The 18,672-nt window shown below is 70.7% G+C and carries 23 protein-coding genes and 1 pseudogene; 7 read left to right on the forward strand and 17 right to left on the reverse strand.

Features of this window, described 5'->3' with window-relative positions; all coding sequences use genetic code 11:
* The first annotated feature begins 38 nt into the window (after nucleotides 1-38).
* On the forward strand, nucleotides 39-374 hold the full coding sequence (fdxA, locus tag CCR97_RS10280; protein ID WP_111358060.1) for a ferredoxin FdxA: 336 nt from the start codon (nucleotides 39-41) through the stop codon (nucleotides 372-374).
* A 244-nt stretch (nucleotides 375-618) separates the two neighbouring features.
* Here fdxA and CCR97_RS10285 read toward each other — a convergent pair whose 3' ends face one another.
* On the reverse strand, nucleotides 619-999 hold the full coding sequence (locus tag CCR97_RS10285; RefSeq protein WP_201159480.1) for a hypothetical protein: 381 nt from the start codon (nucleotides 997-999) through the stop codon (nucleotides 619-621).
* Here CCR97_RS10285 and CCR97_RS10290 point away from each other — a divergent pair.
* Both CCR97_RS10290 and CCR97_RS10295 read left to right on the forward strand, forming a co-directional pair.
* Nucleotides 926-1,960, forward strand: a complete 1,035-nt coding sequence (locus tag CCR97_RS10290; protein WP_111358058.1) for a CarD family transcriptional regulator — start codon at nucleotides 926-928, stop codon at nucleotides 1,958-1,960. The two genes, CCR97_RS10285 and CCR97_RS10290, sit on opposite strands and share 74 nt — an antisense overlap.
* Before the next feature lie 135 nt (nucleotides 1,961-2,095).
* Complete coding sequence (locus CCR97_RS10295) at nucleotides 2,096-2,533, forward strand: PACE efflux transporter (RefSeq protein ID WP_201159469.1); 438 nt, start codon at nucleotides 2,096-2,098, stop codon at nucleotides 2,531-2,533.
* Here CCR97_RS10295 and CCR97_RS10300 read toward each other — a convergent pair whose 3' ends face one another.
* Nucleotides 2,534-3,481 (reverse strand): LysR family transcriptional regulator, encoded by a 948-nt coding sequence (locus CCR97_RS10300; RefSeq protein WP_111358057.1) that lies wholly within the window; start codon nucleotides 3,479-3,481, stop codon nucleotides 2,534-2,536. It abuts the gene before it with no gap.
* Between the two features lie 94 nt (nucleotides 3,482-3,575).
* Between CCR97_RS10300 and CCR97_RS10305 the strand changes: the two genes are divergently transcribed.
* Nucleotides 3,576-4,394 carry an NAD(P)H-dependent oxidoreductase gene (locus CCR97_RS10305; protein ID WP_111358056.1) on the forward strand — a complete coding sequence of 273 codons (819 nt, stop codon included), beginning with the start codon at nucleotides 3,576-3,578 and terminating at the stop codon, nucleotides 4,392-4,394.
* Here CCR97_RS10305 and CCR97_RS10310 read toward each other — a convergent pair.
* The 4 genes from CCR97_RS10310 to CCR97_RS10325 form a co-directional block, all read right to left on the reverse strand.
* A complete protein-coding gene (locus tag CCR97_RS10310; protein ID WP_245428965.1) occupies nucleotides 4,375-5,469 on the reverse strand; it encodes an esterase-like activity of phytase family protein in 1,095 nt (364 codons plus the stop codon). The genes CCR97_RS10305 and CCR97_RS10310 overlap by 20 nt on opposite strands.
* Nucleotides 5,466-7,364, reverse strand: a complete 1,899-nt coding sequence (gene cobT, locus CCR97_RS10315) for a cobaltochelatase subunit CobT (RefSeq protein WP_111358055.1) — start codon at nucleotides 7,362-7,364, stop codon at nucleotides 5,466-5,468. Before cobT ends, CCR97_RS10310 begins: the two co-directional genes overlap by 4 nt.
* Before the next feature lie 128 nt (nucleotides 7,365-7,492).
* A complete protein-coding gene (gene cobS, locus CCR97_RS10320; RefSeq protein ID WP_111358054.1) occupies nucleotides 7,493-8,479 on the reverse strand; it encodes a cobaltochelatase subunit CobS in 987 nt (328 codons plus the stop codon).
* A gap of 221 nt (nucleotides 8,480-8,700) precedes the next feature.
* Nucleotides 8,701-9,324 (reverse strand): J domain-containing protein, encoded by a 624-nt coding sequence (locus CCR97_RS10325; RefSeq protein ID WP_111358053.1) that lies wholly within the window; start codon nucleotides 9,322-9,324, stop codon nucleotides 8,701-8,703.
* Between the two features lie 207 nt (nucleotides 9,325-9,531).
* On the opposite strand from CCR97_RS10325, the gene CCR97_RS10330 reads away from it, so the two are divergent.
* A complete protein-coding gene (locus CCR97_RS10330; RefSeq protein WP_201159470.1) occupies nucleotides 9,532-9,804 on the forward strand; it encodes a BolA family protein in 273 nt (90 codons plus the stop codon).
* A gap of 227 nt (nucleotides 9,805-10,031) precedes the next feature.
* Here the strand turns inward: CCR97_RS10330 and CCR97_RS10335 are convergent, their stop codons facing one another.
* From CCR97_RS10335 to CCR97_RS10345, 3 genes are all read right to left on the reverse strand, one after another.
* The gene (locus tag CCR97_RS10335) at nucleotides 10,032-11,330 is read right to left on the reverse strand and encodes an HlyC/CorC family transporter (RefSeq protein WP_111359806.1); all 1,299 of its coding nucleotides are present in this window, start codon (nucleotides 11,328-11,330) and stop codon (nucleotides 10,032-10,034) included.
* A gap of 89 nt (nucleotides 11,331-11,419) precedes the next feature.
* Nucleotides 11,420-12,547: a 3-dehydroquinate synthase gene (gene aroB / locus CCR97_RS10340; protein WP_111359807.1), complete on the reverse strand. Its 1,128-nt coding sequence runs from the start codon at nucleotides 12,545-12,547 to the stop codon at nucleotides 11,420-11,422.
* Nucleotides 12,544-13,218, reverse strand: a complete 675-nt coding sequence (locus CCR97_RS10345; protein ID WP_111359808.1) for a shikimate kinase — start codon at nucleotides 13,216-13,218, stop codon at nucleotides 12,544-12,546. Before CCR97_RS10345 ends, aroB begins: the two co-directional genes overlap by 4 nt.
* A gap of 284 nt (nucleotides 13,219-13,502) precedes the next feature.
* On the opposite strand from CCR97_RS10345, the gene CCR97_RS10350 reads away from it, so the two are divergent.
* Nucleotides 13,503-14,117, forward strand: coding sequence for a Spy/CpxP family protein refolding chaperone (locus CCR97_RS10350; RefSeq protein WP_146618913.1), 615 nt, complete (start codon nucleotides 13,503-13,505; stop codon nucleotides 14,115-14,117).
* Between the two features lie 81 nt (nucleotides 14,118-14,198).
* On the opposite strand, the gene CCR97_RS10355 is transcribed toward CCR97_RS10350, so the two are convergent.
* Nucleotides 14,199-14,378: a hypothetical protein gene (locus CCR97_RS10355; RefSeq protein ID WP_201159471.1), complete on the reverse strand. Its 180-nt coding sequence runs from the start codon at nucleotides 14,376-14,378 to the stop codon at nucleotides 14,199-14,201.
* A 41-nt stretch (nucleotides 14,379-14,419) separates the two neighbouring features.
* On the opposite strand from CCR97_RS10355, the gene CCR97_RS10360 reads away from it, so the two are divergent.
* On the forward strand, nucleotides 14,420-15,109 hold the full coding sequence (locus CCR97_RS10360; RefSeq protein ID WP_111360735.1) for a response regulator: 690 nt from the start codon (nucleotides 14,420-14,422) through the stop codon (nucleotides 15,107-15,109).
* Between the two features lie 112 nt (nucleotides 15,110-15,221).
* Here the strand turns inward: CCR97_RS10360 and CCR97_RS31630 are convergent.
* The 7 genes and pseudogenes from CCR97_RS31630 to CCR97_RS10390 all read right to left on the reverse strand — a co-directional run.
* The coding region (locus CCR97_RS31630) for a transposase (protein ID WP_244670354.1) at nucleotides 15,222-15,715 on the reverse strand (494 nt) is incomplete at its 5' end.
* A 1-nt stretch (nucleotide 15,716) separates the two neighbouring features.
* Nucleotides 15,717-16,168 (reverse strand): annotated as a pseudogene (locus CCR97_RS31635) (IS110 family transposase); the annotation flags it as partial.
* Between the two features lie 290 nt (nucleotides 16,169-16,458).
* Nucleotides 16,459-16,686, reverse strand: coding sequence for a cysteine rich repeat-containing protein (locus tag CCR97_RS10370; RefSeq protein WP_111360631.1), 228 nt, complete (start codon nucleotides 16,684-16,686; stop codon nucleotides 16,459-16,461).
* A 59-nt stretch (nucleotides 16,687-16,745) separates the two neighbouring features.
* Nucleotides 16,746-17,078 carry a hypothetical protein gene (locus CCR97_RS10375; RefSeq protein WP_111360632.1) on the reverse strand — a complete coding sequence of 111 codons (333 nt, stop codon included), beginning with the start codon at nucleotides 17,076-17,078 and terminating at the stop codon, nucleotides 16,746-16,748.
* A gap of 121 nt (nucleotides 17,079-17,199) precedes the next feature.
* The gene (locus CCR97_RS10380) at nucleotides 17,200-17,670 is read right to left on the reverse strand and encodes a periplasmic heavy metal sensor (RefSeq protein WP_111360633.1); all 471 of its coding nucleotides are present in this window, start codon (nucleotides 17,668-17,670) and stop codon (nucleotides 17,200-17,202) included.
* The gene (locus CCR97_RS10385) at nucleotides 17,667-18,095 is read right to left on the reverse strand and encodes a hypothetical protein (protein WP_201159472.1); all 429 of its coding nucleotides are present in this window, start codon (nucleotides 18,093-18,095) and stop codon (nucleotides 17,667-17,669) included. Before CCR97_RS10385 ends, CCR97_RS10380 begins: the two co-directional genes overlap by 4 nt.
* Nucleotides 18,092-18,652, reverse strand: coding sequence for an RNA polymerase sigma factor (locus tag CCR97_RS10390; RefSeq protein ID WP_201159473.1), 561 nt, complete (start codon nucleotides 18,650-18,652; stop codon nucleotides 18,092-18,094). The genes CCR97_RS10385 and CCR97_RS10390 overlap by 4 nt, the downstream gene beginning before the upstream one ends.
* Nucleotides 18,653-18,672: the final 20 nt, after the last annotated feature.

Raw genomic sequence — 18,672 nt, forward strand, 5'->3', positions numbered from 1 at the left:
GCACAGGCAAAACTGGGCCCTGTCGGCCGGAGTCGAAGATGACCTACACGGTTACTGAAAACTGCATTAAGTGCAAGTACATGGACTGCGTCGAAGTGTGTCCGGTGGACTGCTTCTACGAAGGCGAGAACATGCTCGTCATCCACCCGGACGAGTGCATCGATTGCGGCGTCTGCGAGCCGGAATGCCCGGCCGAGGCGATCAAGCCGGACACCGAGCCGGGCCTCGAGCAGTGGCTCGGCCTCAACGCCGAGTACGCCAAGACGTGGCCGAACGTCACGGTGAAGCGCGATCCGCCGCCGGACCACAAGGAGTGGGACGGAAAGCCGGACAAGCTCAAGCTCTTCTCGCCGAATCCCGGCTCCGGCGACTGACGGCGCGAGAACCGATCTCGGGGGCCGGCGTCGCGGCGCGGCCCTCGCGCGGTGCGGGCGTTTTGCCTGCGTTGCCTCCAAATATCTAAAATTTAATGTTCATTGGGTACGGTGATGGCCGAATGCCGCACCGTACGGCTTTGTTTTTTGCAATGAATGTGATATATAAGCATCACACATGAGATCACGGCTCCGAGCGCTCCCTCCCGGGAGCATATTTTTTCGGGGCGTTCCTTGGGAACCGTCATACGGAGGCGTGTCTTTCCGCGAGAAGGCACGCGATCACAGTGGCAGCAAAAACTCGGCACAAGTCGAAGTTGAAGAAGGCCGTCGTGAAGCCTGCGTCCCGGACGGCGTCCAAGGCGCGGGTCTCGAAGGCGCTTTCGTCCAAGGCCCCGTCCGCCAAGCCGGCGACCTCGAAGACCGCGACCTCCAAGGCCTCGACCGCGAAGGCGCCGATCTCCAAGTCTTCGATCTCCAAGTCTTCGATCTCCAAGTCTCCGATTTCCAAGTCTCCGACGGCGAAGCCGTCCGCGGCGAAATCGCCGGCCGTGAAGCCTTCGGCTGCGAAATCCACGGCCACGAAGGCTCCGGCCGAGAAGGCCGCCGCGAAGATCGCCGCCAAGCCGCCCGGCAAGGCCTCCGCGCCGGCCCGTCGGCGGACGACCAAGACGACGCGTGATCACGTCCGCCGCGGCAGCGCGGCCAACCCATCGGCGGTGCGGGCCGAGAAGCCTGCGACCAAGCCGGCCAAGCCGATCCGCAAGCCCGACGTCGGACCGACGACGGAGCAGGCGGCAGAGACCAGGGCGACAGGCACCAAGGCGGCAGACACCAAGACGACGACCCTCGAGACCAAAAGCCTCGAATCGACGACCCCCGTCGCGACGGAGGTCAAGGCCGCCGTCAAGGCGACCCCCAAGGCTTCGGCCAAACCATCCCCCCGCCCTCGGGTGGAGGACCCCGGCAAGCCGCCGGAGGTTGAAGGAGCAGTTCCCGGAATGTCCAACAAGAAGACGACCCAGCGTCAAGGCTTCAAGACGAACGAGTTCATCGTGTATCCGGCCCACGGCGTGGGCCAGATCACGGCGATCGAGGAGCAGGAGGTCGCCGGCCACAAGCTCGAGCTGTTCGTCATCAACTTCGTCAAGGACAAGATGACGCTGCGGGTCCCCACCGCGAAGATCACCGCGGTCGGCATGCGCAAGCTCGCCGAGCCGCCGATCGTCAAGCGCGCCCTCGAGACGCTCAAGGGGCGGGCCCGGGTGAAGCGCACCATGTGGTCGCGCCGCGCCCAGGAGTACGAGGCCAAGATCAATTCCGGCAACATCGTCGCCATCGCCGAGGTGGTGCGCGACCTCTACCGGTCGGAGAGCCAGCCCGAGCAGTCCTACAGCGAGCGGCAGCTCTACGAGGCCGCCCTCGACCGGCTGGCGCGCGAGATCTCGGCCGTGCAGCGGATCACCGACACGGAGGCCGTGAAGGAGATCGAGGCGTCGCTCGCCAAGGGCCCGAAGCGCGGCGCTGCCGCCAAGGGCGAGGCCGAGGCGGACGACGACGGCGAGACCGAGGCCGAGGCGGCCTGACCGCAGCGATCGCTTCGCTCGGTTCGATTCGGAAAAGGCGCCGGTTCCCCGGCGCTTTTTTCGTGTCCGCGGTCCGCCGCCTCTGTCCCGCGTCCGCCCCCGCCGATCTCTCCCGGTCCGCTTCGCCGTCGTCCGATGCCGCTGTCGCGCATGCAGAACCCGACGATCCGCCGCATCGTCTACGTGACGCTCTACGAGCTCATCGCGCTCGTCGTCGTGACGGTGGCCCTGTCGGCCGTCTCCGGCCAGCCGGCCGTCGACACCGGCGTGATCGCGGTGGCGTCGTCGGTGATCGCGGTGAGCTGGGCCTATGTGTTCAACCTCGCCTTCGAGCGCTGGGAGGCGTCGCGCCGGGTGCGCGGCCGCTCGCTGGCGCGCCGCGTCGTCCATGCGACCCTCTACGAGGCGGGGCTGGTGCTGATGCTCGTGCCGCTGATCGCCTGGCAACTGGATGTCGGCCTGTGGGAGGCGTTCGTCTACGACCTCGGCCTGATCGCGTTCTTCACCGCCTACACGTTCGGCTTCACGGCGCTGTTCGACCGGGTGTTCGGGCTGCCCGCCTCGGCGTCGTGATCACGTCCGCGCGGCCGGTGCCGCCCCGCCCGGCGGATCGATCCCCGGCAGGCCGGCGATCTCGGCGGCCAGGACGTCGACCAGCAGCCGCACGCGGGTGATCCCGGCCCGCTCCGGAACCACCAGCAGGCTCAGCGGCGTGGTCGGCAGGCTGTACTCCGGCATGACGACCATCAGTCGGCCCGCGGCGACGAGATCGTCGACCAGCCAGCGATGCGCCGGCGCGATGCCGCGCCCGGCGATCAGCGCCTCGCGCGCCGCCAGCCCGTGATCGACCCGCAGCCGCCCGCCGAACGGCACGGCGTGGCGCGCGCCGTCGGGGCCGTCGAGCAGCAGCGTGTCGCTGCCGGCCACGTTGGTCATCCGGAGGCCCTCGTGCCCGAGCAGGTCGCGCGGCTCGGTCGGCGTGCCGCGCGCCGCCAGATAGGCGGGCGAGGCGACCAGCACGCGCCGGCTCGCGCCGAGCCGGCGCAGCGTCATGGCGGTGTCGCCGAGCGGGCCCAGCCGCACCGCGACATCGACGCCGTCGCGCACCAGGTCGACCCGCTCGTCGGTGAGTCCGAGATCGATGCCGATGTCCGGATAGCGGTCCTGGAACGCCAGGAGCAGTCGGGTGACGTGCAGGACACCGAGCGCCGCCGTGCAAGAGACGCGGACCGTGCCGGTCGGCGCGCTGCGGGTTCCGCGCGCCTCCTCGCCGGCCTGGTCCACGAGGCGCAGGATCTGGACGCAGGTCGCGTAATAGCGCGTGCCCTCGTCCGTCATCGTGACCCGCCGGGTGGTGCGGCCGAGCAGGGAAACGCCGACTGCCGCCTCGAGCTCCCGCAGGTGGCGCGTGACCGTCGACTGGCCGATTCCCAGCTCACGGGCCACCGCCGACAGGCTGCCCCGCTCCGCGACCCGGACGAAGGTCCGCATCCGCTCCAGCGTGACGTCCGATCTATCCATTTTTCGGCACGATCATATCCATTCCGAACAGCTACCGGATCGTTCTCGGTGGCGCTAGGTCGGATGGCATGTCGTCCGTCGCCTGGAGCCCTCCATGAACGTCCTGATCGTCTTCGCCCATCCCGAACCCCGGTCGCTCAGTGCGGCGCTGCGCGACGTTGCCGTCGCCGAGCTGACCGCTGCCGGCCACGCCGTGCAGGTGTCGGACCTCTACGCCATGCGCTTCAAGGCCGAGGTCGATCGCGACGACTTCCCGCAGCTCGCGCCGGAGGGCCGCCTGAAGGTGCCGGGCGCCTCGAAGGCTGGCTTCGCCGCGCGGGGGCTCACGGCCGACGTGGTGGCCGAGCAGGACAAGCTCCTGTGGGCCGACGTCCTGATCCTGCAGTTTCCGCTGTGGTGGTTCACCATGCCGGCGATCCTGAAAGGCTGGGTCGACCGGGTGTTCGCCTACGGGTTCGCCTACGGGGTCGGCGAGCACAGCGAGGCGCGCTGGGGCGACCGTTACGGCGAGGGCGTGTTCGCCGGCCGGCGCGCCATGGTGATCACCACCACGGGCGGCTGGCAGGAGCATTATTCGCCGCGCGGCGTGAACGGGCCGATCGACGACCTCCTGTTCCCGATCAACCACGGGATCCTGTTCTACCCCGGCTACGACGTGCTCCCGGCCTACGTGGTGCATCGGGCCGACCGGCTCGACGCCGCCGGATTCGACGCCGCCGCCGCGGGCTTGCGCGAGCGGATGCGGACGATCGCCACCACACCGCCGATCCGGTTCCGCCGGCAGAACGGCGGTGATTATCTGATCCCGACCTGCGAGCTGCGTCCGGAGATCGGCATGGCGGGAGCGCACGGCTTCGCGCTCCACGTCTCCGACGTCGCGAGCGACGACGGGCTCACTCGTCCAGCAGCGTGAACTGCAGCAGCACGGTGCGTTGGAGGAAGGAGAAGTTGTCGTCCGACATCAGCGTCAGCACGGTCTCGCCGCCGTCGCCGACATGGACGCCGAGCGCCTCCATGTTGTCGATCTGGAAGCCCATGTCGGCCGTGATCAGCGCCGGCCCGTCGACCACGGCGCCGGGCGCGATCGTCGCGATCGGGATGCGGCGCAGCCGCATCGCGACGCCGGTCGTCCAGGTGAAGCGGCGCTCCAGCAGCAGGAGATCGCCGTCGGGCAGCAGCGCGGCGTCGCTGATGTCGAAGCCGTCGTGGCGGGCGACCGTGAACAGGCCGGGGCGCGGGCCGCCGAGCAATGCCGCCTTGACGTTGCCGGCCGGATCGAGCGCCCGCTCGGTGATCACGATCAGGGCGCCGGCGAGCGGCGAGACGGGCGTTCCGCGCGGCACCGCGACGAGCGCCTCGACGCCGCGATTGTTCGGCAGGCCCGCGAGGCCCGCCGGCCACGGCACGACCTTCGCGGGCGCCGTCATGCCGAGCTTGCCGAACTCGAACCGTACGATGCGGTTGACGCGCTCGATGCCGACATAGGCGATGCCGCGGTCGGCCGTGACGGACTCGGTGTCGTACCAGCCGCGCTCGGCCAGGGTGCGGCCGTCCGGCCCCATGATCGGGCTCATCACGGCGTCGGCGAGGCCGACCGGCCGCTGGCCCTGATAGACGATGCGGCCGGTCAGCCATGCGGCCTTGTCGGTGACGGCGAGAAAGCGCGCGTCGTCGAGCATCACGAGGCCGGAGATGCCGCCGAACGACTTGCTGCGCGAGGTCAGCTCGACGCCGCCGCGAAACTGCAGGCGGCCGAAGCGCACCTGGTTCGGCTTGCCGATCTCGAAGGTGGCGAGCGGCCGCGCCTCGACCTCGATCGCCTCGTGCTGGACGGGGGCGATGGCGGTCGCGGTTGTGCCCCGCTGCGGCGTCGCAGCGACGGGCTGGGCACGCCCGTGCGGGGCCGAGAACGCGATCGCGGCCGCGACCACAAGCGCCGCGAGGCCGATGCCGGCGGCGGCGATCCGGGTCCGGCCGTGGCCGGTCACGCGTCGTACCGGCGGCGGGTGCGCTGCTTGCGCTCGCGCGACATCGCCTGCTCGTCGAACAGCTCGGCGAGCTTGTCGGTCATCACGCCGCCGAGCTCCTCGGCGTCGACGATGGTGACGGCGCGGCGATAGTAGCGCGTCACGTCGTGGCCGATGCCGATGGCGATCAGCTCGACCGGCGAGCGCTGCTCGATCTCCTCGATGATGTGGCGCAGATGGCGCTCCAGATAGTTGCCGGAGTTGACCGACAGGGTGGAGTCGTCGACCGGTGCGCCGTCCGAGATCATCATCAGGATCTTGCGCTGCTCGGTCCGCGCCAGCAGGCGCTTGTGCGCCCAGTCGAGCGCCTCGCCGTCGATGTTCTCCTTCAGGAGCCCCTCGCGCATCATCAGGCCGAGATTCCTGCGCGCCCGCCGCCACGGCGCGTCGGCCGCCTTGTAGACGATGTGGCGCAGATCGTTGAGGCGGCCCGGATTGGCCGGCTTGCCGGCGGCGAGCCACGCCTCGCGCGACTGGCCGCCCTTCCAGGCCCGCGTCGTGAAGCCGAGGATCTCGACCTTGACGCCGCAGCGCTCCAGCGTGCGGGCGAGAATGTCGGCGCAGGTCGCGGCCACGGTGATCGGGCGCCCGCGCATGGATCCGGAATTGTCGATCAGCAGCGTGACGACCGTGTCGCGGAAATCCGTGTCCTTCTCCCACTTGAACGAGAGCGGATGCAGCGGATCGATGACCACGCGGGTGAGCCGGGCCGGATCGAGGATGCCCTCCTCCAGGTCGAAGTCCCAGGAGCGGTTCTGCTGCGCCATCAGGCGGCGCTGCAGCCGGTTGGCGAGGCGGGCGACGACGCCCTGCAGATGGGCGAGCTGCTTGTCGAGATAGCCGCGCAGCCGCTCGAGCTCCTCCGGCTCGCACAGATCCTCGGCGCCCAACACCTCGTCGAACTTGCTGACATAGGGCTTGTAGGCGGGGCCGCGCGGCTCGTTGCGCCGCTCGCGCATCTTCCATGGCTCGGCCGCGGTCTCCGGATTGCCGCTCTCGGAATCCTCCGGCATCTCGGCGGAAGGCGCATCGAGCGCCTCGGTCGAGCTCTCCGGCAGCTCGTCGGCGGAGGCGTCGGCCTCCTCGACGGTCGAGCGCTCCATGTCCTCGCTCTCGGAGGTCTCGCCGTCCTGGCCCTGGTCGTCCTGCTGGCCGTCGTCCTTGCTCTGGTCGGAGTCCTCCTCCTCGTCGGCGCGACCGCGGTCGTCGCCCATGTCGAGGGAGTCGAGGAGATCGTGGACGACGTCGCCGAAGCCCCGCTGGTCCTCGAGGAAGCGGCCGAGTTTGTCGAGATCCGGGCCCGCCTTCTGCTCGATCAGCGGCCGCCACAGCTCGACGATCTTGCGCGCGGCCGCGGGCGGCGCCGCGCCGGTGAGCCGCTCGCGCACGATCATGGCGAGCGCATCTTCCAGCGGCGCGTCGGCCCGGTCGGTGATCTCCTCGTAGCGGCCGCGGTGATAGCGATCGTCCAGCATGGCACCGAGATTGCGGGCGACGCCGAGCATGCGCTTCGCCCCGATCGCCTCGACGCGCGCCTGCTCGACCGCCTCGAACACGGCGCGCGCCTGCTGGCCGCCGGGCAGGAGCTTGCGATGCACGGCGTGGTCGTGACAGGCCATGCGCAGCGCGATCGCGTCGGCGTGGCCGCGCACGATCGCGGCGTCGCCGGCCGAGAACTTGCGCGGCGGCTCCGGCAGCCGCGCCTTGTTGCCGGCGGCGCCCGGCCGGTCGGCGGCGAACTGCACCTCGAGGTCCGGCTTTCGCGCGATGGCCTTCAGGCAGACGCCGACGGCCCGCTTGAACGGCTCGTTCGGAGCTTCCTTGCCGCCTTTGCCTTTGCTGGTGTTCGACGCCATATCGCTTGCCGTTCTTGCCCCACACTCCGCTCATGCCCGCACAGGCAGGCATCCAGGGCGCCTCGTCGTGTCGCCCCTGGGTCCCCGCTTTCGCGGGGACACGCGGATCAGGACGACGCGACGGCGCCTCAGCTCAGCGCGACGTTGACGGACGACTCCGGCAGCTCCTGGCCGAAGCAGCGCTGATAGAACTCGGCGACCAGCGGCCGCTCCAGCTCGTCGCACTTGTTCAGGAACGTGACCCGGAAGGCGAAGCCGATGTCCTTGAAGATGTCGGCGTTCTCGGCCCAGGTGATGACCGTGCGCGGGCTCATCACGGTCGACAGGTCGCCGTTCATGAAGGCGTTGCGGGTGAGATCGGCGACCCGCACCATCTTGCCGACGATGTCGCGCCCCTGGGTGTTGCGATAGTGCTTCGCCTTGGCGAGCACGATCTCCACCTCGTTGTCGTGCGGCAGGTAGTTCAGCGTGGTGACGATCGACCAGCGGTCCATCTGGCCCTGGTTGATCTGCTGGGTGCCGTGATAGAGGCCCGAGGTGTCGCCGAGCCCGATGGTGTTCGCCGTGGCGAACAGGCGGAACGCCGGGTGCGGCTTGATCACCTTGTTCTGGTCGAGCAGCGTGAGGCGGCCCGACACCTCGAGCACGCGCTGGATCACGAACATCACGTCGGGGCGGCCGGCGTCGTACTCGTCGAAGCACAGCGCGACGTTGTGCTGCAGCGCCCACGGCAGGATGCCGTCGCGGAACTCGGTGATCTGCTGGCCCTCGTGGATCACGATGGCGTCCTTGCCGATCAGGTCGATGCGGCTGATGTGGCTGTCGAGATTGACGCGCACGCACGGCCAGTTCAGCCGCGCGGCGACCTGCTCGATATGGGTCGACTTGCCGGTGCCGTGATAGCCCGTGACCATGACGCGGCGGTTGCGCGCGAAGCCGGCCAGGATGGCGAGCGTGGTCGGACGGTCGAAGCGATAGTCCGGGTCGGTGTCGGGCACGTGCTCGTCGGGCTCCGAGAAGGCCGGAACCTCCATGTCGGAATCGATCCCGAAGAGCTGCCGGACCGACACCTTCATGTCGGGCAGCCCGGCCACGGCTTCTGTTGCGGCAGTCATTGCTCCTCCTGGCCCCGCGGGGGTGGGGCATACGGCGTCGGCGGCCTGTCGAGACCGCCTTTTTCTTTAGCAGACCGCCCGCGTGGCGCGGAAGCGGTCTCGGGCGCGATCTGCCGGGAACGGGACGCAGATCCTCGTATGGGCATGGCCTTCATATGGGCATGGCGTTGACGGGTCGCATCCGGGCGGCGTTCGCGCCGCCATCCGCCGCGCTCCGGCCGTCACACCAGCCCGGTCGACTTGAGATAATTGTAGGCCTCGAGGATTTCCCGGAGCTTGTCCTCCGAGCCGCGGTCGCCGCCATTGGCGTCGGGGTGGTGGCGTTTCACCAATTCCTTGAAGCGGCTCTTGATTTCGGCGCGCACCACGCCCGGCTCGAGGCCCAGCGTGTGCAGCGCCTTGCGCTCGGCGTTGCGCACGCTGCGGCGCTCCTGCTCGGCCTTCGCCTTGGTCGGGTCGGCGTGATGGCCGCCGAGCTCGCCGAACAGATCGAACGGGTCGGTCGGGTCGGCGTCGAACACCTGGTCGGAGCGGAAGCGGCGGGTGCGCGCATTGCCGCCGAGCCCGAGCTTCCAGGTCGGACGATGCCCGGTGACGGCGTCCTTCTGGTACTCGGCGACGGCGGAGTCGCTCATGCCGGCGAAGAAGTTGTAGTTCTGGTTGTACTCGCGCACATGATCGAGGCAGAACCGCCAGTACTCCCGCGCCTGCGTCCGGCCCTTCGGGGCGCGGTGCGTCGCCACGCAGGTGCAGCCCGGCCACTCGCAGGCCGGGCCTTCGGCAGGCCTGCGGTCGCGCTCGGGCTTGACGCGAATGCGGTCGAACAGGGGTGAGTCGAACTTCATCACGGACCATTATGGACGTCGCCCGCACCCCCGCAAGAATTGACAGGGGGCGGGTGATATGCTCGCCGACGCTGCACCACGACTTGCATGTAAGAGACACGCATGTCCGCGATCCGGTAGGACGCGCCATGCGGGCACGAGACAGGCTTGCACGGAACGCCGCGTCGGCTCCGAGCCTGACGGGATGGTTCTAACATAGGAAGCGCCATGCTGGTTCGCGACATCATGACGGAAAAGCTCTCGGCCGCGTTCGCGCCGTCGCGCCTCGAGGTCATCGACGAGTCCCACCGCCACGAGGGGCATGCCGGCGCCCGGCCGGGCGGCCAGACGCATTTTCGCGTGCGCATCGTCGCGGAGGCGTTCCGCGGCAAGAGCCGGCTCGACCGCCACCGCGCCATCAACCAGGCGCTCGCCGCCGAGATCGAAGGCGGCGTCCACGCGCTCGCCATCGAGGCGGCCGCGCCCGGGGAGGGGGCGTAAATTCGACCCGGCACGGCGCCCCTTATTCCTTCTCCCCGCGCGCGGGGAGAAGGTGGCTCGCCGCACAGCGGCGAGTCGGATGAGGGGGCGCCTCCGGAAAGCTCAGACTCGAAAGCTCAGACTCGCGGCGACGCCACCTCACCCGACATCCGCGCTGACGCGCGAATGTCGACCTCTCCCTGCACGGCGGGGAGAGGTGAAAGGGACGGCATCCCGCGCGCCCCGCCTCACCCGGCCCGGACGACGAGCGCGTTCTTGCGGCGCGTCAGCGGGGTGATGCGCAGCGAGGTGATGCGGTTGCGCTGGCGGCGCAGCACCTGGAAGCGGAAGCCGTGGAACGTGAAGCTCTGGCCCGGCTCCGGGATCGAGCGCGCTTCGTGGATCACGAGGCCGGCGATGGTCGTCGCGTCGGCGTCGGGCAGGCTCCACTCCATCACTCGGTTGAGATCGCGGATCGGCACGCCGCCGTCGACCGTCACCGAACCGTCCGGCTGGGTCCGCACGCCGGCCAGATCGACGTCGTGCTCGTCCGAGATGTCGCCGACGATCTCCTCCAGAATGTCCTCCAGCGTGACGAGGCCCATCATCTCGCCGTACTCGTCGACGACCAGCGCGAAGTGGGTCCGACGCCGCCGGAACGCCTTGAGCTGCTCGGAGAGCGGCCGGATTTCCGGCACGAACCAGGCCGGCCGCGCGAGCGCCATCACGTCGATCTTGGAGAAGTCGCCGTCGCTGCCGTGCAGGGCCCGCAGCACGTCCTTCACGTGCAGCACGCCGACGATGTTCTCCGGCGTCCCCTGCCACAGCGGCACCCGGGTCTTCGGCCCCGACAGCACCGCCTCGACGATCTTCTCGGGCGGGTCGGCGGCGTTCGCCATGATCACGTCGGTGCGGTGGATCATCACGTCGGCGACGGTCAGCTCGCGCAGGTCGAGGAGGCCGCCGAGCATGTCGCGGTCGATCTTCTCGACGCCGCCCTCGCGGTGGAACAGGTCGACGGCGCCGCGCAGCTCCTCGTGGGCCGAGAGGATCGGCGCGCTCTCGCCGATGACGATGCCGGCGCGCGCCAGCAGCCAGCGCACCACCGCGTTGACGGCGCCGATCACCGGGCCGAACAGCCGGACCAGCGCCGCCATTGGGCGGGCGACCAGTAGGGCGATGCGGTCAGGATTGTCGAACGCCGCGGTCTTCGGCAGCACCTCGCAGAACACCACCACCAGCACGGTCATGATCACGGTCGCGTAGACGACGCCGACCTCGCCGAACCAGGCGAGCAGCAGGCCGGTCGCCATCGACGAGGCGCCGATGTTGACGACGTTGTTGCCGATCAGCAGCGCGCCGAGCAGCCGCTCGCGCGCATCGAGCAGGCTGTTCACCAGCCCGGCGCGGCGGTCGCCGTCGCGGGCGAGCCGCGCCATCGTGGCGCGCGACGAGGCGGTCAGCGCCGTCTCGCTCCCCGAGAAGAAGGACGAGGCGACGAGGCAGACGACCAGGGCGGCGAGGATCAGCCAGTCGGAAGCGTCCATGGCGGGGTCTCGTAGGGTCGCGACATCCGCGGCTCACCCCTCCCCGCACGCGGGGCGAGGGAACCGGAGCGCGCTCGCGCCGGCCACTCTCACGCGAGCTGCGACGCCACGAAGGCGCGGATGTCGTTCGGATCGACGTCGCGGGTCACGAAGGCCTCGCCGATGCCGCGCGCCAGGATGAAGGTCATGCGGCCGCGCGAGACCTTCTTGTCCTGCGCCATCAGATCCATCATCCGGTCGGCGTCGGGCCAGCGGAACGGCACATCCTTCACCCGGGTCGGCAGGCCGACATCGGCGAGGTGCTGTTCCACCCGCTCGGCCTCGGTCTTCGGCAGCAGGCCGATGCGGGCCGAGTAGCGGAACGCCAGCACCATGCCGAGCGACACGGCCTCGCCGTGCAGGAGCTTGGCCGAGAACCCCGCCGCCGCCTCGAAGGCGTGCCCGAAGGTGTGGCCGAGATTGAGCAGCGCGCGGTCGCCGGTCTCGCGCTCGTCGCGGGCGACGATCGCGGCCTTCATCCGGCAGCAGGTGGCGATGGCGTGCTCGCGGGCCGGGCCGCCGGCGAACACGTCGCGGGCGTTCGCCTCCAGCCAGGCGAAGAAGCCGGCGTCGCCGAGAAGCCCGTATTTCGCGACCTCGGCATAGCCGGCGCGGAACTCGCGCGGCGGCAGCGTGTCGAGCAGGCTCGTGTCGGCCAGCACCAGGATGGGCTGATGGAAGGCGCCGACCAGGTTCTTGCCGAGCCGCGAGTTGATCGCGGTCTTGCCGCCGACCGAGGAATCGACCTGGGCGAGCAGCGTGGTCGGCACCTGGACATAGTCGAGCCCGCGCCGCGTCACCGCCGCGGCGAAGCCCGACAGGTCGCCGACGACGCCGCCGCCGAGCGCGACGACGAGATCGCCGCGCTCGATCTTGGCGGCCAGCAGTTCGTCGCAGACGCGCTCCAGCGTGGCGAAGCTCTTCGAGCCCTCGCCGGCCGCGACGATGACGCGCGTCGAGGCGATCCCTGCGGCGGCGAGCGCCGCCTCGATCGCGGCGAGGTGCAGGGCCGCGACCGTCACGTCGCAGACGATGGCCGCCTTGGCGCCGGGCTTGAGGGCGGCGAGGCGGGGCCCGAGCGTCGCCACGAGGCCGCGGCCGATGACGATGTCGTAGGCGCGCTCGCCGAGCGCGACGTCGACCACGATCGGCTCGCCGGGGCGGGTCGGAGCATTCATGGCGCGGATCCTTTTTGGACGTGCTGTCCGTCGTTCACGACCGCCTGCGGCCCCTCCGACGGCGCGGCCACAGGCACCGGCCGCGCGACGCCGAGATGGCCGGCGAGCGCGGCGACGATCTCGTCGACGATGACGTCGTGCGGCACGTCGCGCGACTGCACCGTCAGGGTCGCCTCGGCATAGACCGGATAGCGCTCCGCGATCAGCCGGGCCAGCGTCGCCTCGGGATCGGCGGTCTTCATCAACGGCCGGTCGGAGCGCCGGCGGATGCGGCGCAGCAGCACGTCGATCTCGGCGTCGAGCCACACCGACACGCCGCGCTCGGCGATCAGGGCGCGGGTGCCGGGGTTCATGAAGGCGCCGCCCCCGGTGGCGATGACGCGCGGCCCGTCGGCGAGCAGCCGGCCGATCACCCGCGCCTCGCCGGCGCGGAAATAGTCCTCGCCATGCGCCTCGAAGATGTCCGGGATCGACATGCCGGCAGCGGCCTCGATCTCGTTGTCGGCGTCGACGAAGGGCAGGCCCATGCGGGCGGCGAGCCGACGGCCGACCGAGGACTTGCCCGCCCCCATCATCCCGACCAGCACGAGCGCGCGCCGGCCCAGCGCGCCCGCCACCGCGGTGGCGAGCCCGGCAGGCTCGGGAGAGGGGCGCAAGGCGACGTCGGTCATGCGGTCCGGCCGATCCGTTCGACGAATGTTCGCGAAGAGTGCCCGCTCGATACAACCCCGGCGCCCGGCTGTCCATGGCGGCCCCGGGCGTGCTGACCGGCGCAGCCGCGGGTCGCCGCCGGCCGCTCGGCTTTACATAACTTTACCGGGCGGAGAAGCCCGCGAAACCGCCGTCCCCGACAGTGTCGCCATGGCCGATCGACACGAGCGGTCGCGCCGACATCTTCACGGACGAGCGCCGCGGCGAAGGCCGGACGATCGTCGCGACCCCAGAGGAGACCTCCATGTCCGATACCACCTCCGCCCCGCAGGCCCCGCTCCCGACGCCGGTCCCGACCCGCAAGCGCGGGCGCCGCATCGCCTCCTACGCCGTCGTCGCGGCGCTCGCCGCGGGTCTCGTCGGCGTCGGCCTGTCGGCCACCGGCTCGCTCGGCCAGGGCATGGGCTTCGGCGGCCCGTTCGGGCACGGCGGCCCGGGCTTCGCCGGCGGCTTCGGCCCGCACGGCTTCGGGGGCCCGTTCGGCCGCGCCTTCGATCCGGCCCAGGCCGAGCAGCGCGCCGACCGCATGGTGCGCCACCTCGCAGTCGAACTCGACGCCACCACGGAGCAGCAGGACAAGCTGCGCGCCATCGTGAAGTCGGCCCTCAAGGACGTGCTGCCGATGCGCGAGAAGCTCCGCACCGCGCGCAGCCAGGCGCACGATCTCCTCACCGCCCAGACGATCGACCGCGCCGCCATCGAGAAGCTGCGCGCCGAGAACATCGCGCTCGCCGACCAGGCGTCGAAGCGCATCGCCCAGGCGCTCGGCGACGCCGCCGAGGTGCTGACCCCCGAGCAGCGGCGCAAGCTCGACGAGCGCATGCCGCCGGCCGGCTTCTTCCGCGGGTGGCGCGGCTAGTCCCCAGTCTCCGCCCCCACGGCCGAGCGTCGCCGTCCACCACCCCGGACGGCGACGCTCACCGCCGTTTTGCCCGGTCCGTCATTCCGGGGCGGCGCACAGCGCCGAACCCGGAATCCAGCCCAGAATGCCGAGCTTGCCGCTGGATTCCGGGTTCGCGCCTTCGGCGCGCCCCGGAATGACGACGTCTGCGAAGCCCTCGCCTGCGCGGGCATGAGCGGAGGTCGGGGCGCGCGCCGCTGAAACTGCGATAGACTGCACGCCTTCGTGTCCCGCTGCCTCTCTGTTCCGCGACGTCCTTCATGACCGACCGCATCCTGCTGATCGAGGACGATGCCCGTCTCGCCGAGATGGTGAAGAGCTATCTCGGCGCCGCCGGCTTCGACGTGACGGTGGCGCCCACCGGTGGCGCCGGCATCACGCTGCACGACCGCCAGGGCTTCGACGCGCTGGTGCTCGACCTGATGCTGCCCGACATGGACGGGCTCGACGTCTGCCGCACCATCCGGACGCGCGCCCGCACGCCGATCCTGATGCTGACGGCACGCGGCGATGCGATGGACCGGGTCATCGGGCTGGAGATCGGCGCCGACGATTATCTGCCGAAACCGTTCGAGCCGCGCGAGCTGCTCGCCCGCCTCAAGGCGGTGCTGCGCCGGTCCAAGGGCGGGGAGCCGGTCGCCGAGGTGATGCGGTTCGGCCGGCTGGAGATCGACCTCGGCGCCCGCGAGGTGCGGCTCGACGGCGAGGCACGGCCGCTGACCAGCTATCAGTTCGAGCTCCTGCTGGTGCTCGCCCGCCATGCCGGCCGGGTGATGTCGCGCGAGGCGATCATGGACCTCGTCAAGCACGAGCGCCTGGAGGCGTTCGACCGCTCGATCGACGTGCACGTCTCGCGCATCCGCGCGGCGATCGAGGACGACGTCAAGCAGCCGCGCCGCGTCATCACGGTGCGGGGCGCCGGCTACGTCTTCGCGAAGGCGCAGGACTGATGCCCCTGAGACCGGATATCCGAGGCACAGCGCCGATTATCCCTCTCCCCGCGCGCGGGGAGAGGGTGGCTCGACGCGCAGCGTCGAGTCGGGTGAGCGACTGTCTTGGCTGTCAAGCGTTTTGCCATGGTCGATTGTCCCTGAGCATGGCGTTGAGGATTGTCAGTAGCTTCCGAGCGACGGCGATCAAGGCGACCATCTTCGGCTTGCCGGCACTGACGAGCCTGGTGAAGAAGAGCTTGAGGACTGGGTTGTGGCGGACGGCGACCATGGCGCCGACGAAGAGCACGCTGCGCACGACGGTCCGGCCTCCCCCGATGAAGCTTCGGCCGCGCCATTGGCCGGACTGGCGGGTGAAGGGCGCGAGGCCGGCGAGGGCCGCGACCTCCCGACGGCCGAGCTGCCCGAGCTCGGGCAGCTCGGCCAGCAAGGTGCGGGCGATGATCGGCCCGACGCCTGGGACCGAGGCGAGCAGGTTCTCCTTGGCGCGCCACACCGGGGAGCCGCGGACAGCGTCGTCGATGTCGGCGTCCAAGCTGGCCAGCTCCTTTTCGAGCGCCTTGAGCAGGCGGACGATGCTCTTGCGCAGGCGCGGGACCGTCACCCNGGGACCGTCACCCGGCGCTCGCGTTGGCGCTCGGCGCCGATCATCTCGACGATCTGGCGGCGGCGCGCCATCAGATCGGCGAGCAACCGCGTCGCCTGGTCGGGTAGCGAGCGCGGCTCGGGCTTCACGGCCGCGGCGAAGTGCGCGATCACGCGGGCATCGATCGGATCGGTCTTGGCGCGCTGGCCGACCGCCTTGGCGAAAGCGCGGACCTGGACCGGATTGACCACCACGACCGGCAGCGCGGCGGCTGCCAGCGTCGCCGCCGCGAGGGTCTCGAACCCGCCGGTCGCCTCCAGGGCGACGACCTGCGGCGCCAGCGCGACGAGCCGGGCCATCAGCTCCTGCAGCCCGACGGCACTGTTCTCGATCGCGAACGTCTCCTCGCCGGGAAGCACGGCGACGTCCAGCCGATCCTTCGATACGTCGATACCAACCGCGGTGATGTCCATGGCCACCCGTCCTTGCCTAAGCGGGCTTCGCGCGATGCGGCCCCGGCGACTGTTCGGGTTCGATGGAACGACGGGCGGGGCACCATGCTCACCCACGGCCTGACCTGGCCCAGGGGCTCCCGGGCTCCCGCCCGTCACCGCGGCCCGCAGACTACGCGAGTCGCGACAATCAGAGTTACAAGGGTTTACGGCGCCGTTTGGAGATCTCGGCCCCCCTCACCCCACGCGCGTTGCGCGTCGACCTCTCCCCGCAGGGGAGAGGTGAGAAAGGGGGCTGCGGCCCGATCTGATCACTTGCGCGCCGACAGCGCCGTCTTGCAGCCGGGCGAGAGCTTGTCGCTCTGGTCCTGCAGGCATTTGATGATGCGGCCGCCGCCCGGTTGCATGCCCTGGCAGAGCTTCTGATAGTCTGCCTTGCAGGCGTCGCGCAGCACGGCCTGGTCCTGCGCGAGCGCGGGCGCGTGCACGCCGGCGGCGAGCAGCACGGCGAAGCCGGTGGCGGCGAGGATCGATCGCATCGTCTGTCTTCTCCTGATGTTGGTCGTGCGGGGTGAGGGACTGATCACGTCCAGTCGTCTCAGCAGACGCGGACGCGGCGCATCACGGTGCGGCCGCCGACCCAGACGCGCGTCGTACGCCAGGTGCAGTGCGGCCCCGCCACCACGGTGCGGCTGACGCCCGCCGTCGGGACATAGGCGGGGCGCGGCCCCCAGTAGCCGCCGTAGTAATAGGGGCCGGCGACCACCACGGGCGGCGGCGCGGGAACGATCACGGGCGGCGGCGGCGCCGGCTGGACGACCACGTAGCGGCCGTTCTGGACGATCACGTCGGCGGCCTGCGCCGGCAGGACGGTGAAGCCGAGCAGCGCGGCCGGCAGCGCCGCGGCGAGCGTGGAGCGGAGCAGCGTCATGAGGGTCTCCGTGCGTGAGAACGGCGGATGCCGTTTGCTCTGCTACGACGACGCGCCCGGTTTCCTTCGCGGCGCAGGTTCGATCTCGCGATCCGCGTGTCCGCGATCGCCGGCGACGTGATCAGAATCGTCGGCGCACCCGGCCGACCAGCGCCTCGCGGGCCTGCGGCGGAATCTGGACGGCGGCCTCGACCACGGCGTCGATGACGATGTCGCCGATGGCGACCCGCTTGTCGCGCGCCTCGGTCACGGCGGCCCGGAAGGCCGCGACGTCGAGCTGCGGATCGGCGAGCTTGAGGATCGCGTTGCGCAGCGCCTGCTCGTACGCGGCCTGTGCCTCCGCGACGGCCGGCTTGCGCACGTCGTAGAGGCGGCGCAGCCGCGCCGCGTCGTCGTCCGGCAGCCGGTCGGCGATCGCCTCGACCAGGCGGGCCGGCGCGCCCGGTGCCGCCCCGATGATCGGCCGCGGCGCCAGCCACTGGGCGGCGACGTAGCTGCCGAGCGTGACGTTGAGACAGAGCGAGGCGAGCAGCGCGACGTGCAGGCCCCGGATCCGCGGCGCAAGTCCGACGAGACGCGACACCTTGGTCATGGGAGCTCCAGATCGTTCGGAACCGTGCCGGCGCCGACCGCCATGGCGAGGATGACGGCGGCCGGCGGAGGGCCGGCCCGGTAGGGCAGCTCGCGGGCGAGCGACACGCCGACGAGCAGCGAGCAGGCCAGGCTCGCGGCCGGCACCAGCCAGCGCCAGCGGGCGCGCCCCGTCGCACCGAAGGCGCGACCCGACGGCGCGCCCCCGAGCCGCTGCATCACCGCGAAGGCGAGGTCGTCGGCGCGCCGGCGGGTGACCTCCGGCGCCTCTTCCAGCATCAGATCGAGCCGGCGCTCGACGGCGAGCAGCACGGTGCCCTCCGCCGTGCGGGCGATCGCGCGGGCGGCCGCCCGCGTCTCCTGCGGCCAGCGCTCGACATCGCCGCCATAGGTCTCGGCCAGACGGCGGAACTCGGTGAACGTCACGGTATCCTCCCGGCAGTTTCTGCGCGCGGCCGGCACGCCGCCTTCATGGCGGCGCGGCCGCGGATCAGCAGCGACTCGAACGCCTTCTCGGAGAGCTCCAGCACGGCCGCCGCCTCGCGGCCGCTCAGGCCCTCCATGTGGAACAGCACCACGGCGGCGCGCTGCCGGGCCGGCAGCGCCGCGATCGCCGCGTCGACGGCGCGCCGCTCCTCGCGGGCCTCGAGGGTGGCGTGCGGACCCGGCTCGCCGTCCGCCACCTCGGCGGCCAGCTCCAGATCGGCGTGCAGCGGCCGGCGACGCTGGTCGATCGCGAGATTGGTGACGATCCGGTAGAGCCAGGTGGTGAAGCGCGCCTTGGTCGGATCGAACGAGCCGGCCCGCGTCCATACCCGCAGGAACGCCTCCTGGGCGATGTCGTCGGCGTCGGCGGCATTGCCGGTCACCCGCTGGGCGACCCGGACGGCGAGCGGCATGTGACGCTCCATGAGACGACGAAAGGCGAGCCGGTCGCCGGCGGCGACCTGCGCGACGAGCCCCTCGTCGGCGTCGTTCTCCATCGCCCTCCGACCCCCTGATC

The sequence above is a fragment of the Rhodoplanes elegans genome (assembly GCF_016653355.1).
In the GTDB taxonomy this organism is placed as follows: domain Bacteria; phylum Pseudomonadota; class Alphaproteobacteria; order Rhizobiales; family Xanthobacteraceae; genus Rhodoplanes; species Rhodoplanes elegans.